The sequence below is a fragment of the Candidatus Thermoplasmatota archaeon genome (assembly GCA_022848865.1).
Taxonomy (GTDB): Archaea; Thermoplasmatota; Thermoplasmata; order RBG-16-68-12; family JAGMCJ01; genus JAGMCJ01.
On record JAJISE010000020.1, the window covers coordinates 1 to 13,516 of the forward strand.

The following is a 13,516-nucleotide window of genomic DNA, read 5'->3' on the forward strand; positions in this document are numbered from 1 at the left end:
ATGGGCGCGTTCTACCTCTTCGCCTCGTAGCGGACGCGCTCATCGAGGCTAGGAATCCAGTTGGGGCGCTCCTCCTATTGAGGACTTGGCAAGAGATACGCACAGCCTCGTGAATCTTGCGTCAGAAGTCCTTTCCCGAGATGTACTGACAGAAGCCGTAGCCGATGGGGCCTTCCTTGGTCGTCTCGCACGGGAACTCGGGGCACTCGAAGCAGAGGTCGATTCCCTTGTTGTGTGCGCAAGTGCTGATCTTGCAGAAGGGATTCTCCTTTGGCACGCAGCCGTCCTCCCCGTTCGGACACTTCCCGCTCACCCTCCTCGGGCACTTCTCGCACGCGACCCCGCAGATGCCTATCTTCACGCTAGCCACCTTGCACCTTGAAGACAGGGCGACTACAAGAAATCATCCTCCCTCTCGTCCTGCTGGTTCCTTGCAGCTCCTCCGCAGGTTTCTTGCGACATCCTAGGGACTTACCAGGGACATACTTGCTACATCCTTGCTCCTCCCTTGCTTGATCCTTGCAGGTTTCTTGCTTGATCCTTGCTCCTTCCTTGCAGGATCCTTGCTGAAACCTTGCTCCTCCCTTGCTCCTCGCTGCTCCTCCCTGCTCCTCGAAGCGGATCCTCCGTGGAAAGCTCAGATAGGGCATGAACGCACTGCGGCCCGCCAAAATGCCTGGAGGACTCCACTATCTTGATGGGAAATCGTAATGTGCGGGCAGGACTATCCCTTTCCCGCGGAGAACGGATATGGTAGGGAACGAAGGCGAGGCCGCAACCGAACCTGCAAGACAGCCCGTGCAAGTGCTTGTGCATCCCCTGAGGCTTGTCGGCTGGGACTGGGAGTTCCTGTTGCTCAGGCGCCTGCCCAGCCGAGGCGGCTTCTGGCAGGGAGTCACCGGAGGAGTGGAGGGACAGGAGAGTCTCGCGGATGCCGCACGGCGCGAGCTGATCGAGGAGACCCGTCTCCAACCCATCGTGCTCCAGAGCATCGACCACTCCTGTTCGTACCCCATGGACGAAGGGCTGCGGCAGTCGCATCCCGAGGTCAATGAAATCGAGGAGCATGTCTTCTTCGCACAGGTGGATGGCGGGTCTGATCCGCTCATCGATCCCGAGGAGCATGACAGATTCATCTGGTGCCGCTTGGAGGAGGCAATCGAGCTGCTCCACTGGCCAGAGAACAAGGACGCGCTCACTCGTGTGGAAGAGCATTTGAGGCGACACAGAGCGCGGCATGAGAGGTGACGTTCATGGAGATCGTTGACCTGGACAAGGAACTGGAAGCGAGGTTCCTGGAGCACGTGCGGGGCAACCCGCTCGAATACTACTTCTACATACTCGATTGGCAGTTCAACCGCGAGGACTCGAAGTTCCTGATCGCACGGGAGGGCGAGGACATCCGCGGGATCATGCTCACCTATAAGACCTTCGTCGCCCAGTTCAGGGGCAGCCGTGAGGCAGTGGAGGCTCTCTTCCCGCATCTCGAGCTCCGCAAGACGGACATCATCGTCCCGCTCGGCATGGAGGACATCCCGCTAAGGACATACGAGCCGACCGAGCAGCACGAGCTTGTCCTGATGCACCTCGGTAAGGGGAACGAGAAGCTGGTGAGGACCCGCGAGACGGTCCAGCCTTCCGCTGATGACGCAGAGGCCATCGCAAGACTGATGAGAGACACCCTACCCGAGTTCTGGGGAGAGGAGACCGGAGAGAAGATCAGGGAATCCATGGAGAAGGCCTTCTGGCTCGTCGCCAAGGATGGTGACAAGATCGTCTCAGTGGGCAACACCTTCTTCGCCGACTTCGGCAGCAACATCGGAGTCGTCACCACGCACGAGGCCTACAGGAACAAGGGCTACGCGACTTCCATCGTCTCTTCATTGGCCGAGGAGATATTCCAGCGAAATGACAAGGCACTCATTCACGTCTTCGCGGACAACCATTCAGCGATGCATACGTACCGAAAGGTCGGGTTCAGGCCCTTCAACTCGTACGTGCTCATCAAGGGCCAGAGGAGGTAGCCCGGCGGTCGCGCTAGATGTCCCTTTTCCTGAAGGAGAAGTACGCCAGGATCACGGCTAGCTCGATCCACAGAATCTGCACCATGACCGCGAACGTCGTGGTCATGAAGAACGGGATGTCGAAGCTGAAGCCGAAGACCTGCTCAATCCCGAAAGCCGACATGACGGCGAGCTGGTACAGATCGGTGGGGCTGATGACGATAGATGCGTATAGCCAATCCGGAAATGGTACCGCGCCCGTCATCAAGCCCTGAATGTCCCCGCCGGTGGCCATGTAGACGCCGAAGATGATCATCCCGTATATCATCGACCAGAAGACCAGGACCACGCCCATGCCAAGGGCTCTGGCGCGGCTTTTCGCGATCGTCGAGAAGAGCACGGCCATGCTCAGATAGAGAAAGCCGGACAGCATGGTAAGCCCGATGAAGCTCAGGTAGGCGACTCCCGACTCCGCTCCGACCGTAGCAGCGATCAGAATGCCGGCGGCGCCGAAACCGACCACTGTTGAGACGATGATCACGGACCCGAGGCCGATCAGTTTGCCGACCAGGACTTCTCCCCTTCTGATCGGGTAGGAGAGCAATACGCCCATCGAGCCATTCTCGCATTCGCCAGCGATGGACGCGTAGCCCAACATCACTGCTATCAGAGGAATGAAGATGGCGGCAATGCTCAGGAGACTCATGACGGTCTCCTCCATTCCCCCGAGGACGGACCCGCCACCGGTCTGCGCTCCCGCCACATATGAAGCCAGAAGCGTCAATATCGCGAAGATGACAGTGAGAGCGACTATCCATCTGTTCCTGACGTTGTCCGCGAACTCCTTCTTCGCGACCGAGTATATGGCCTTCAGACTGATGCCCGTCATTTCAGTCACCTCCGCCCGAGATCATCTTCACGAAGGCATCCTCGAGCGCTGGCTCTATCGTCCTGAAATCGCGTATCTCGACTCCCGCCTCCTTGAGCGCGATTATCACGTCCATGCGGGCATCGGTGTCGCACGTGACCAGGAGCTTGTCTCCCTCGGCGTCAGCGGTCTCCACGCCCGGTACGTTGAACACGGCTTCCGGGATCCTCCCGCCCAAGCCGGGAACCGTGATTTCTAGCTGAGGCATGATATGGAGGCGCTTGCTCAGATTCGGGACCGTGTCCACGGCTAGGAGCTTGCCCTCGTCTATTATCGCGACCCTGTTGCAGAGGGCCTGGACCTCGCTCAGTATGTGCGAGGAGAACAACACCGTCGCGCCCTGCTTGTTCAGGTTCCTGATCTTCTCCCTCGTGACCTTCACCCATCGTGCGTCCAACCCCCCCATGGGCTCGTCGAAGATGTAGACGGAAGGGTTCCCTATCATCGCCTGAGCTATTCCCAGCAGCTGGATCATGCCCTTGGAGTAGGTCCCCACCTTCCTGTGAATCGCATCAGTGAGCCCGACCTCCTCGATGAGGGGCACGACGATGGACTTGTCCACGTCCTTCAGTTCGCAGAAGAAGTTGAGCGTCTGCACGGGCGTCAGGTTGCGGTAGAAGGCGACCTGCTCGGGCAGGTAACCCGTCTTCCTTCTGTGCTCGACATTGAATCCGTCATCGATCCTGGTACCGTTGAGAAAGATGTTCCCCCGAGTGGGTCTGACGAGTCCCATGATCATCTTGATCGTCGTCGTCTTCCCTGCCCCGTTCGGACCCAGGAAGCCATAGATCTCTCCCCTCTTCACGCTCATGTAGAGGCTGTCAACTGCCTGGACGTCCTTGAAGCTCTTCGAGAGGTTCCGCGTCTCGATGGCGATCTCAGAATCGTAGTAGTCGCTCGTGGGTATCACCGTATGTGCCAGGTATTATGGTGCTACCCGATATGGAAACGAGTATTTCATTTGTCCCATGCTCGGGCGAGGACTTATATCGCTCCGAGACATTCTGAGGTCCGAGGATACGGTTACTTGGAGGGTACCAGATGAGTTCTGGAACGGAACCAGGAGTTCCCCCTGAGGAGACTTCTGTCGGGGAGGATGCGGAGGGCGAGGGAGCGGAGACGCAGCGTAACGGTCCAGAAGCCATCCCAAGGATTCTAATCATCACAGGACTGATCATCATAATGGGCAGCTACATTGGTTTGAATCACTTGGTGGTGAACTTGTGGGATGCGGAACCCCTGCAGATGGAGATCGCGATCGACGTTCTGCTGATTGGGGCCCTCCTCGTCGCCGTCGGGTTCGTGATAGGCGCTATGGATGTCAGAATCAACCGACTTGTGCGAGTGGGAATGGTCATAGGCATCGCGGTCTTGGTCTCTCTTCTCGTATACGAAGCCCTGGTGCTCTTCGGCTCCTCTCAGATTCCGTAGGGCTGACACTAAGGACTCTCGCAAGTGAAGGAAACGCTTGCCATCTCTTGGTCATGGAAGAAAACCTCAAACGAATAGTCCCCTTCGTCCTCGACTTCCACATAGACCTTGTCACCAGTACTAAGGTACCCGTCTCTATCCATGTCCCAGAATTCCATGAGTATTGTGGTCTTTCCATGCTCGGGTGGCATCATCCAATCCCAACCGAAGCCGTATTTCCTGAGAACGAACTCGTAGTGCATCAGTTTGCAGTTGTTGTCGCAACCGGAGACAACAATGCCCCACTTCTTTGGTGAGACCTGGGTTATGTTCAGTTCCACCTGCGGCTCCATGACCGGTGCATCTTCCTCAGCAGGCGTCCACTCAACGGAGGCCCAAGAGATTCCACCCATACTGGATTCGCGAATCTCACCTCTCAGCGTGATCCAATCCCCCAAACCGTAAGAGCACAAGCTAGCGTTGACCAGGTTCACCGTTATTTGACCATGGTAGGAGTCCCTCCACTTCTTGCCGTGGTAGGAGAACGTCAGATGCCACCATTCAAATGTATAGCTCTCGTTCACAACGAATGAGCCGAAGCTTGCCCCAACGATTATGTCTCTAACGATCACGGTGTCCCCATCTGCGTAGGGGAAGTAGTCGTCAGGAAGGCCGTCACCGTTCGTGTCCTTCGCCTTCTCGACAAATTCGGTCATGGTCAAGTGCGATTCTTCGAGAGGATAGAAGAAGACGAAGTAGAAGAGCGTGGACAGAACCAAGATCACGACGACCGTCATAGAGGCAGCCACTCTCCTCATATCCGTTGCCGACACGTCGGTTTGTTCCTTGTCCGAACCTTGGTCGATGCTATCTGACCGAATTCCCAGATGACCCACTCCACACTGTATGTTCTTCTGATAGTCCCCAGCAGACATAAGTGTTTTGCCGATGCCGCACTGATTATCGGCAGTGACCGGAGACTCGTGGTTCGTGAACTCTCTGCGGTCAGAAGAGCCGCTGACAACGCAGTACCCGACCGATTCCCTTCGTCCCGAGGACCCGCATCGCCATGGCCGTCAGCGAGTCGCTCCAGAAGACCTTGTCCGCGAGGCCCTTGATTCCCACACCGGTTCTCAGGCGTTCCCAGACGATTCTCCTGCTTGCGGCTTCGTACTCCGCCAGCGGGGCGCTGGTGGAAAGATGAGCGCTAATCGCCTTCGCCGCTTCGCGGGCACATATCATGGCCGTCTGCATCCCGCCCCCCGTCGTGGGGATGACGTGGCCCGCCGCGTCGCCGACTATGAGAACGTTCCCTCTCTGCGTCGGGGAGACGGGCCCTGTGGCGGGAACGAGCTTCCCGCGGATCGTCTGCCACGTCAGTCCCATTCCTCGCAACCAGGACTTCAGAAGACCGGACAGGCTTCCATCGAACCTCTCCCAGACACCGAGACCAGCGTTTGCGGTGCCGTTCTTCGGAAATATCCACGCGTACGCGCCAGGGCTGAGACGTCCGAAGTAGAGAGCAGCATCATCGGGGATGCGACCCTCCACGAACGTCGTGACCGCCCGGTACAGTTGCGCGGGACGGGGGAGGCCGACCCCTCGGGCGATGCGCGATGACGGACCGTCCGCGCCCACGACGATCCTCCCGCGAACGGTGCCCTTCGATGTGACGACCTCCTCTCCGCTCGCCGACCTTGCGTGGGTGTCCAGAAGGATCTCTGCGCCCTTCCTCTCTGCAGCGGCCGCCAGATTCCTCTCGAACTGGGTTCTGTCAATAGTCATCCCCTTGAAAGGAACGATGTACGTCCTCCCCTTCGGACTGTGGACCGAGAAGGTGTCGAACTTCCGCCTCACACAGCCCTCCACGCTTCCATGGAGCTCTTCGAGTCCATAGGCTCGCGGGAACATCTCCAGTACCTCCTCGTTGGAGGCGAGATACTCCCCGCATCTGACCACAGAGCCTACGGATTTCTTCTTCTCGAGCACCACGACATCCAGACCATAGGCCGCGCAATACCTCGCCACGGTCAAACCGGCCGGACCGGCCCCGACAATGATGACATCGCGCTTGGGCACGCTCACCGAATCACCGTGCCGAACAAAAACCTTCCCGCCTAGTAGCTGCGCTCAAGAACGAAATCTGCGAGCTTGACGAGCTCTTCCTTGAACTCCTCGATGAGCGGAACGGACAGATGCTTCTTCGCGGTCCTGGAATACTCGCCCGCCGCTTCCCTGGCCTGCTCAACGGCTCCCGATTCCTTGAGCAGCCGCAGAGCCTCCGCGACATCCGACTCGGTCTTCTCCTCCTTGCGCAGGATGGCTCTCAGCGCATCCGCCTCTTCTGAGCCATTTCTCAGCGCGAAGATCGGGATCAGCGTCAGGTTTCCCTCTCGGATGTCCGTTCCCACCGGCTTGCCCAGGACGGCCTCCGTCCCGATCACGTCGAGTATGTCGTCGACGATCTGGAAACATATCCCGAGGTTGAGCCCGTAGTCTGCGAGGGCCTCCACCTGCGCGTCGGTGCCCCTGCCTAGGATGGCGCCTACCTTGGCACCGCTGCTCATGGGCATCGCCGTCTTCATAGTCACTGTGTCGATGTACTCCTCTGCACGCAGGTCGACGTTCCGCAGGTTCCTCATCTGCCTTATCTCGCCCTCCGCCAGGTTCACGCACGCCCGCGCGGTCACTCCGACGACCTTATCAGAGAACCTCCCGCCGATCTCGAACCCCCGCGCGAAAAGGTAGTCTCCTGCGACCAAGGACGTGCCCACGCCGAACTTCTCGTATGCCGATTCCATCCCCCGCCTGAGGGTACCTCCGTCGTTGATGTCATCGTGGACGAGAGTTGCGTTGTGGATGAGCTCGATCGCGGACGCCATCTCTATCGCTTCTGACGGCTCCTCGCCGCCTGCGGCATAGAATGCGATGAGGGTGATAATAGGCCGAATCCTCTTCCCGCCGGAGCGGACGACGTAGGAGGCGATTTCCGTGAGAAGGTCCTCATTCGATTTCAGGCATTCAGCAATCCTTTGCTCAACCCGCTCAAGCTCTTTTGATATTCCGAAGTCCAGAGCCAAGGGCATACGTCTGTAGGATGACCTCTTGATATATAACGCTTCGTTCCTGGGGGTCTTGGCTGGGTGCCCCCGTTAGCCTTAAATCCTGCCCCAGTCTACCGAGTCAGTGAGTGCATGTCCAAGATTAAGTTCTGGCTTGAGGAGCTGAGGCTGCCGTTCTTTACGGCCACCATCCCGCCCGCGATCCTCGGCAGTTTCGTGGCGTGGAAGATGACGGGCGAGATAGACCTCTTTCTCCTCGCATTGACGGCACTAGCGCTCTTTCTCGTGCACGCTGGGACGAACGTCGTGAACGACTACTTCGACCACGTCAGCGGATGCGATGCGATGAACGTGAGGTTCGTGAGGCCCTTCGGCGGTGGAAGCAGGCTCATCCAGAAGGGTCTTCTCTCTCCCAAGGAGGTCTACTTCGGCGCTCTGTTCTTCTTCGTGTGTGCGACCGCGGTCGGCGTGTATCTGGCCTACGTGAGTGGGTGGGGGCTTCTCCTTATCGGCGCCATCGGCGCCATTTCCGGATACTTCTATGTGGAGCCCCACCTGAACCTGGCGTCGAGAGGCATAGGCGAGTTCCTGGTGGGTCTGAACTGCGGTGTGCTGATCGTTCTCGGAGGCTTCTTCGTTCAAACGGGTTCGATCGCCCTCGAGCCCATCGTTGTGGGGCTTCCGCTGGCGATACTGATAGCCGCGGTCCTCTGGATTAATGAGTTCCAGGACATGGAGGCGGACGCGGCGGTGGGGAAGAGACACCTCGTTTCCAGGCTCGGGCGCAGGCGGGCGGTGGTGTTCTATCCCTATCTTCTCGCATTCGCCTATGCTTCCGTCCTTGGCGGGATCGCGTTCGGTCTGTTGCCCATCGAGTCCTTGGTGGTTTTCGTCACCATCCCGATCGCCGTCAGGGCCGGCACGGTCGCAATGAGGCATTACGACGACACGCTGCCGCTCGCCCCGGCGAACGCCGGTACGATAATGATCCACCTCGTCTTCGTCATCGTCTTCATCTTCGCGTACGCGGTGGAAGTCTCCGACGTCTTCCTTCTCACGGTCGTCTCTATGATCCTTGCGCTTCTCTTAACGGTGAAGTTCATGTCCACGAGGCCGGAGCCGCCCGTGGCTCAACCGACCTGACCGTTCAGCCATCGGCAAAAAGATAATTAGTATGACCTGTCTATCACCCCCCAAGTCTTTGGTGAATGGATGGTCACAGAAGAAGAGGTCCTGAAGGCCCTTGAAGAGTGCTATGACCCGGAGATCCCTGTGAACATAGTGGATCTGGGACTTGTGTACGGCGTTGAGGTAAGCGGCAGCAAGGTGCTCGTGAAGATGACGCTGACCGATCCCGGCTGCCCCATGCACAGCATGATCTCAGATGACGCGAAGAACGCGGTCGAGCGGATCGAGGGCGTCGAGATGGCTGAAGTCGAGATTGTCTGGGAGCCTCTGTGGACCCCAGAAAGGATGTCACCAGAGGCAAAGAAAAAGCTCGGGATGTCATAGCTTCTGAATCGCTTGAGAACGAGATGGTGATTCATTGTTTAAGGAACTAGCGAACTTCGTGGTGAAGCGCCACAAGGTAATCATCATCTTCTGGCTGATTCTGCTGGTCATCTCTCTTCCGGCCACGCAACTCGTCTCCGACGTCGTTGTCTATGAGGAGACAAGTATGGCACCGGAGGATATCGAATCTGCCAGGGCGGCCGAGCTCATCTCCGATCAGTTTCCCACGGGCATCGCAAACAGCACCGCCTTGATCGTCGTGCAATCGGTTGATGTGTTCTCCTCGCGAATCAGGGACTTCAACCTCCAACTCGAAGACAAGGTTCGAAACGGCGACATTGACTATCTTGACAACTTCACATCGATCTACTCGATATCAAGGGACTATCTTCTTGGAACGGTCCCATTGATCTACCCGCTCGTAAGCGAGACGGAGGGCCAGGTGAACCTGACTGCCTCCTTGATCTTCGGAGGTCCCGTCTTCTATGCGTCCTCTTGGGGGAACAATCCTGTGAACGACTCGGTCTTCGCAATGAGTTGGGACGGATACTCGATGTTTGTGCCAAACTCATCATTCCTTCCCCTCCTCTACAACTACTCCTACGCCTTCTGGCAGACATGGAATGAGACTTTCGATCCTGGCAATGTGTCGGCCTACCTCGACCCCCTTCTCTACGACGAGTTTCAAAGGGCAGATGAAGTGATCAACCTCGTCGCCCTCCCATCGCTGGGCCTCTTTCCTCCCGAGGATGAGATGGACTTGTTCATGACCGGTGTTTGGGCAAGCTTCGATATTCTCACGTGGAATGATGCGGTGGCGATTCACAACTACTCCGTCGGTCTTGCAGGCTCCTATCTAGGTGTCCAGAACATCACTTTCCTGCGGGAGGTCCTCGACCTTGGGCCATCCCCAGCTGGCCAAACCGTCTACACCTTCGTGCAACAGGTCATCTCCTCAGCGACCCTTGACGCCTATCCCGTTGCGGTTCCAGAGACGGTGAAGTCGAACCTCTTGAATGAGGAAACGGGGATAATGATCATCACCGTAGGGTTCACCAGGGTGTCCAGCTTCAGGGAGTCCGATGGGTCCCAGCCAATCCTGGAGAACGTCAGAACAATAGGGGATTCGATAGACGAACTGAGGGTGTCTCTTTCTCTCGACCAGGAGACGATACTCGTTACAGGCGATTCTGCTCTGGAGGCGAACCTCGAGGAGAAGGCCTGGGAGGATGTCGAGAGAATCGATATCGTCACCATCGCCCTCGTTTTCATTCTCATCGGGATCTTCTTCCTCTCAATCGTCGCTCCCATGGTGCCTGTCGGTGGCATAGGCATCGCGGTGGTCATCAGCCAGGGCATGATCTTTCTGATCGGGAGCTATGTTGGAAACGTCCATTTCAGCGTACTTACGTTGACCCTCACGGCGATGCTTGGTGCAGGAACGGATTATGCGATATTCCTGATGGCAAGATACCGGGAAGAGAGACTGAGGGGTAAATCGAAGGAGGACAGTGTGAGGGAGTCCGTCACGTGGGCGGGGGAGAGCGTCGCGACGAGCGGAGTCGCGGTGATGATAAGCTTCGGGGTTCTTTCTCTCGGGAGCTTCTCTTTCGTCAGGACGATGGGTCTCAGCATAATGATGGGAATCGGACTCGCCCTGATCGTTGCGATCACTTTGATTCCCTCCCTCCTTATGCTTCTGGGAGATAGAGTATTCTGGCCTGCTGGAAAGAAATGGAACAAGAACCCCGGGAAGGAGAAGAAGGGACCTGGGTATTTCAGAAGAGCCTCGTCCTTTTCCGTGAAACACCCAAGGGCGATCGTTCTTGCCGCTCTTCTGGTCTCTGTTCCTGCGGTCTACGGCGTCCTCACCCTGGAAACGAGCTTTGACTTCATCGCGGCCATGCCGGAGACGGAGGCGACGAGGGGATTGGATCTCCTCGGAGAAGGCTTCGGGAAGGGAAAGATTCTTCCGACCTACGTCGTCATCCAGTTCGACTCCCCTTTCTACGATAACGGAACCTTCGACGGTTCGGTTCTCAACAGCCTCGAGAACCTCTCGCAAAGTTTTGAGGGCTTGGACAATACCGTGACTGTGATCGGGCCAACCAGGCCGCAAGGACAGACCGTCGACTACGGCAACCTTAGCCAGATGAGTCCAATGCAGGCCTCGGCCGTGATGGTGATGATGCTCCAAAGCGTCGGAGAAGACAACAGGACCGCACTCCTCACGATAGAACTGGAGGAGGAGCCCTTCTCAAAGACCTCGGTGCAGAGCGTCTCCGAGATCCATGATGCCATTTCGGACTCGAAAAGGAGCGACCCCAACATGGAGGGGGCTGAAACCCTCGTGGGCGGCGCGACGGCGAGCATCCGAGACACGAGCATCATTTTCAATGAAGACTTCCAATTCATGGCCGTTGTCGTAGTGATAGGTATCTTCCTTCTCCTTCTCTTCGTGCTGGGCTCCGTTCTCCTCCCGCTCAGGCTGATACTCACCATATTGCTGAGCATAACATGGACGCTGGCCGTGACCATGGTCCTCTTTCAGGTTCTGATCGGAATCCCGGTCCTCTGGATGATGCCTTTGATTCTCTTCGTCATCGCCATGGGCCTAGGTATGGACTACGACATCTTCCTGACGACGCGTATCCGAGAGGAGGTTGCCAAGGGCAAGACCGACAAAGAAGCGATCGTCGAGGCTGTCGATAAGACGGGAGGCATCATCACTGCGGCGGGCGCCGTCATGGCGGGAGCATTCGGCTCCATGATGCTTTCCAGTCTGGGCATGCTCCAGGAATTCGGTTTCGCACTCTTCTTCGTCATCATAATCGACGCGATGATCGTTCGGATCTACCTCGTCCCCGCCATAATGGTTCTCCTCGAGAAGTGGAACTGGTGGGCCCCCGGGAGAATCCAGAGGGTCAGGCGGGAAGAGAAGATGAAGAGGAAGTCGGAGAAGAAGTAGCGGCTAGACGTCGACGTCAGGGTGCTCTTTCAAGTACTCATCTATGGCGGCGTGCAGGCCGTCCGCCGCCAGGTTGCTGCAGTGCATCTTGATGGGCGGTAGCCCGTCCAGGGCGTCGGCGACGTCCTTGCGGGTGATCTTCAAGGCCTCCTTCAGGGTCCTCCCCTTCGCGAGCTCCGTGATCATGGATGAGGTGGCAATGGCGGCCGCGCAGCCCATGGTCTTCCATCCGATGTCGGTGATGATGCCGTCCTCGACCTTGATGTAGATGTTCATTACGTCCCCGCAGACCGGGTTCCCGACCTCGCCCACCGCGTCAGCGTCCTCCAGCGCCCCCGCGTTCCTGGGGTTCTGGAAGTGGTCAATCACTTTCTTCGAATACATGCTCTGTCCCCCCTCATCCGCATCTGGACATATGAGAGCTGCGTTAGAACCTGACGATCGAGGACACGGGGATGACGGGTATGTGGAACTTGGAGAGCTGCCTCTCCAGACCCGCGATGAACTGCGTTGCCATGACCGTGTTGCCGTGACCCCAGTCCTTCGCCTTCCTCGCCAGGAAGATGATGTCGGGCTCGCAGTCCTCCACGATGTCGATGATGTTCATCGGGGTTATGTGCTCCAGGATGTCCACGCTGTCGATGACTCCCTTTTTGACGGCGGTTGGATTGTCCCGGTAGTCCGCCACAACGAACGAGATCCCAGGGTTCTTGCGCAGCTGCTTTATCACCCTTATGCCGAGGTCTCCAGCTCCCACCACCAGTGCCTTCACAGCTCCACTCTCGCTAATCTCTTCCATATCGTCATATACTATGCCCTACGAGAATATTATCGTTTCTGTCCCGAGTCGAGCTCCCTCTCAGGCGGGCCATCATACTCCACCTCGGAGGGGAGTAGGCTCGTGAGCGGGGGTTCCCTGGTCATCTCCTCATAGACCTGAGCGATGAGTCCCGCGGACCTCCCGAGGAGGAAGAAGCCCTTCCCCAGCCGGTGGTCGAAGTTCATGTCGCACGCTATGGCCGCGATGGCCCCGTCCAGGTTGATGGGCAGCTTCTTGCCCGCCTCCCGGAAGTAGTACTGCAGCGCTCTGATTATGACCGTATGAGTGCCGGAAATCCCTAGCTCTCTGGACAGCTCGAAGAGCCTCGTCACCCGCGGGTCCTCCGTGTGGAGGTAGTGCCCTAGCCCGGGCATCTTCGCTTTTCTGGACATCAGGGTGCGCATATGTTCCTCAGCGACGTCCTTCGGTCCTTTGTCCTGTTCCTTCGCCCGCTTCGATATGGCATACAGGGTCCTCATGCAGGCCTCTATGGCGCCTCCGTGGAAGTCGCCCACGGCCAAGAGCCCGCCCGCGACCGCTGTCGGAAGAGGGACTCCGGCAGATGCTATGGATCGGGCCACCAGACCCGTTGGGATGTTGATCCCGTGATCGATGCAGGAGACGAGTATCGCATCGAGCATCCTTCGCTCGTTCTCGCCAGGAAGCTCCCACTTGAGCAGAAGGAACAGGGCATCCGTGAAGGTCACGTTGCCTATGAGGTCGTCCTGCTTGTAGCCACGCGTTACGATCTTGTTCTTCTCAACTAGACTTATCGACGTCTTTCTCATTGTATCCACTCCTGTTATCAGCGTT

The 13,516-nt window shown here is 57.6% G+C and carries 15 protein-coding genes; 6 read left to right on the top strand and 9 right to left on the bottom strand.

Annotation, left to right across the window (positions count from 1 at the left end; translation table 11 throughout):
• Nucleotides 1-121: 121 nt before the first annotated feature.
• Nucleotides 122-361, bottom strand: coding sequence for a DUF3795 domain-containing protein (locus tag LN415_05185; protein MCJ2556486.1), 240 nt, complete (start codon nucleotides 359-361; stop codon nucleotides 122-124).
• A 389-nt stretch (nucleotides 362-750) separates the two neighbouring features.
• Here LN415_05185 and LN415_05190 point away from each other — a divergent pair, with 389 nt between their 5' ends.
• Both LN415_05190 and LN415_05195 read left to right on the top strand, forming a co-directional pair.
• On the top strand, nucleotides 751-1,248 hold the full coding sequence (locus LN415_05190) for an NUDIX pyrophosphatase (protein MCJ2556487.1): 498 nt from the start codon (nucleotides 751-753) through the stop codon (nucleotides 1,246-1,248).
• Between the two features lie 5 nt (nucleotides 1,249-1,253).
• Nucleotides 1,254-2,024 (top strand): GNAT family N-acetyltransferase, encoded by a 771-nt coding sequence (locus tag LN415_05195; GenBank protein ID MCJ2556488.1) that lies wholly within the window; start codon nucleotides 1,254-1,256, stop codon nucleotides 2,022-2,024.
• A 13-nt stretch (nucleotides 2,025-2,037) separates the two neighbouring features.
• On the opposite strand, the gene LN415_05200 is transcribed toward LN415_05195, so the two are convergent.
• Together LN415_05200 and LN415_05205 are read right to left on the bottom strand one after the other, a co-directional pair.
• On the bottom strand, nucleotides 2,038-2,892 hold the full coding sequence (locus LN415_05200; GenBank protein ID MCJ2556489.1) for an ABC transporter permease: 855 nt from the start codon (nucleotides 2,890-2,892) through the stop codon (nucleotides 2,038-2,040).
• A gap of 1 nt (nucleotide 2,893) precedes the next feature.
• Nucleotides 2,894-3,841 (bottom strand): ABC transporter ATP-binding protein, encoded by a 948-nt coding sequence (locus LN415_05205; protein ID MCJ2556490.1) that lies wholly within the window; start codon nucleotides 3,839-3,841, stop codon nucleotides 2,894-2,896.
• A 131-nt stretch (nucleotides 3,842-3,972) separates the two neighbouring features.
• On the opposite strand from LN415_05205, the gene LN415_05210 reads away from it, so the two are divergent.
• Nucleotides 3,973-4,362 (top strand): hypothetical protein, encoded by a 390-nt coding sequence (locus LN415_05210; protein MCJ2556491.1) that lies wholly within the window; start codon nucleotides 3,973-3,975, stop codon nucleotides 4,360-4,362.
• 8 nt (nucleotides 4,363-4,370) lie between these two features.
• On the opposite strand, the gene LN415_05215 is transcribed toward LN415_05210, so the two are convergent.
• The 3 genes from LN415_05215 to LN415_05225 all read right to left on the bottom strand — a co-directional run bounded on the left by LN415_05215 (nucleotide 4,371) and on the right by LN415_05225 (nucleotide 7,427).
• On the bottom strand, nucleotides 4,371-5,138 hold the full coding sequence (locus LN415_05215) for a hypothetical protein (protein MCJ2556492.1): 768 nt from the start codon (nucleotides 5,136-5,138) through the stop codon (nucleotides 4,371-4,373).
• A gap of 208 nt (nucleotides 5,139-5,346) precedes the next feature.
• Nucleotides 5,347-6,426 carry an NAD(P)/FAD-dependent oxidoreductase gene (locus LN415_05220; protein ID MCJ2556493.1) on the bottom strand — a complete coding sequence of 360 codons (1,080 nt, stop codon included), beginning with the start codon at nucleotides 6,424-6,426 and terminating at the stop codon, nucleotides 5,347-5,349.
• A gap of 32 nt (nucleotides 6,427-6,458) precedes the next feature.
• Entirely contained in the window at nucleotides 6,459-7,427 is a 969-nt protein-coding gene (locus tag LN415_05225; protein MCJ2556494.1) for a polyprenyl synthetase family protein, read from the bottom strand.
• Nucleotides 7,428-7,535: 108 nt separating this feature from the next.
• Here LN415_05225 and LN415_05230 point away from each other — a divergent pair, with 108 nt between their 5' ends.
• From LN415_05230 to LN415_05240, 3 genes are all read left to right on the top strand, one after another.
• Entirely contained in the window at nucleotides 7,536-8,546 is a 1,011-nt protein-coding gene (locus tag LN415_05230; protein ID MCJ2556495.1) for a prenyltransferase, read from the top strand.
• 69 nt (nucleotides 8,547-8,615) lie between these two features.
• Nucleotides 8,616-8,915, top strand: a complete 300-nt coding sequence (locus LN415_05235; GenBank protein ID MCJ2556496.1) for a metal-sulfur cluster assembly factor — start codon at nucleotides 8,616-8,618, stop codon at nucleotides 8,913-8,915.
• Between the two features lie 34 nt (nucleotides 8,916-8,949).
• Entirely contained in the window at nucleotides 8,950-11,883 is a 2,934-nt protein-coding gene (locus tag LN415_05240; protein ID MCJ2556497.1) for an MMPL family transporter, read from the top strand.
• 3 nt (nucleotides 11,884-11,886) lie between these two features.
• Here the strand turns inward: LN415_05240 and nifU are convergent, their stop codons facing one another.
• The 3 genes from nifU to LN415_05255 are packed head-to-tail and all read right to left on the bottom strand — an operon-like array spanning nucleotide 11,887 to nucleotide 13,491.
• Nucleotides 11,887-12,267, bottom strand: coding sequence for a Fe-S cluster assembly scaffold protein NifU (gene nifU / locus LN415_05245; GenBank protein ID MCJ2556498.1), 381 nt, complete (start codon nucleotides 12,265-12,267; stop codon nucleotides 11,887-11,889).
• 43 nt (nucleotides 12,268-12,310) lie between these two features.
• Nucleotides 12,311-12,682: a hypothetical protein gene (locus LN415_05250; protein ID MCJ2556499.1), complete on the bottom strand. Its 372-nt coding sequence runs from the start codon at nucleotides 12,680-12,682 to the stop codon at nucleotides 12,311-12,313.
• A 29-nt stretch (nucleotides 12,683-12,711) separates the two neighbouring features.
• Nucleotides 12,712-13,491 carry a citryl-CoA lyase gene (locus LN415_05255; GenBank protein MCJ2556500.1) on the bottom strand — a complete coding sequence of 260 codons (780 nt, stop codon included), beginning with the start codon at nucleotides 13,489-13,491 and terminating at the stop codon, nucleotides 12,712-12,714.
• Nucleotides 13,492-13,516 lie beyond the last annotated feature (25 nt).

Excerpts from the sequence above, each read along its gene's own strand:
- LN415_05190 (MCJ2556487.1), top strand. The coding sequence starts at position 751 with ATGGTAGGGAACGAAGGCGAGGCCGCAACCGAACCTGCAAGACAGCCC.
- LN415_05235 (MCJ2556496.1), top strand. The coding sequence starts at position 8,616 with ATGGTCACAGAAGAAGAGGTCCTGAAGGCCCTTGAAGAGTGCTATGAC.
- LN415_05200 (MCJ2556489.1), bottom strand. The coding sequence starts at position 2,892 with ATGACGGGCATCAGTCTGAAGGCCATATACTCGGTCGCGAAGAAGGAG.
- nifU (MCJ2556498.1), bottom strand. The coding sequence starts at position 12,267 with ATGTATTCGAAGAAAGTGATTGACCACTTCCAGAACCCCAGGAACGCG.
- LN415_05225 (MCJ2556494.1), bottom strand. The coding sequence starts at position 7,427 with ATGCCCTTGGCTCTGGACTTCGGAATATCAAAAGAGCTTGAGCGGGTT.
- LN415_05210 (MCJ2556491.1), top strand. The coding sequence starts at position 3,973 with ATGAGTTCTGGAACGGAACCAGGAGTTCCCCCTGAGGAGACTTCTGTC.
- LN415_05230 (MCJ2556495.1), top strand. The coding sequence starts at position 7,536 with ATGTCCAAGATTAAGTTCTGGCTTGAGGAGCTGAGGCTGCCGTTCTTT.
- LN415_05250 (MCJ2556499.1), bottom strand. The coding sequence starts at position 12,682 with ATGGAAGAGATTAGCGAGAGTGGAGCTGTGAAGGCACTGGTGGTGGGA.
- LN415_05215 (MCJ2556492.1), bottom strand. The coding sequence starts at position 5,138 with ATGACGGTCGTCGTGATCTTGGTTCTGTCCACGCTCTTCTACTTCGTC.
- LN415_05255 (MCJ2556500.1), bottom strand. The coding sequence starts at position 13,491 with ATGAGAAAGACGTCGATAAGTCTAGTTGAGAAGAACAAGATCGTAACG.
- LN415_05195 (MCJ2556488.1), top strand. The coding sequence starts at position 1,254 with ATGGAGATCGTTGACCTGGACAAGGAACTGGAAGCGAGGTTCCTGGAG.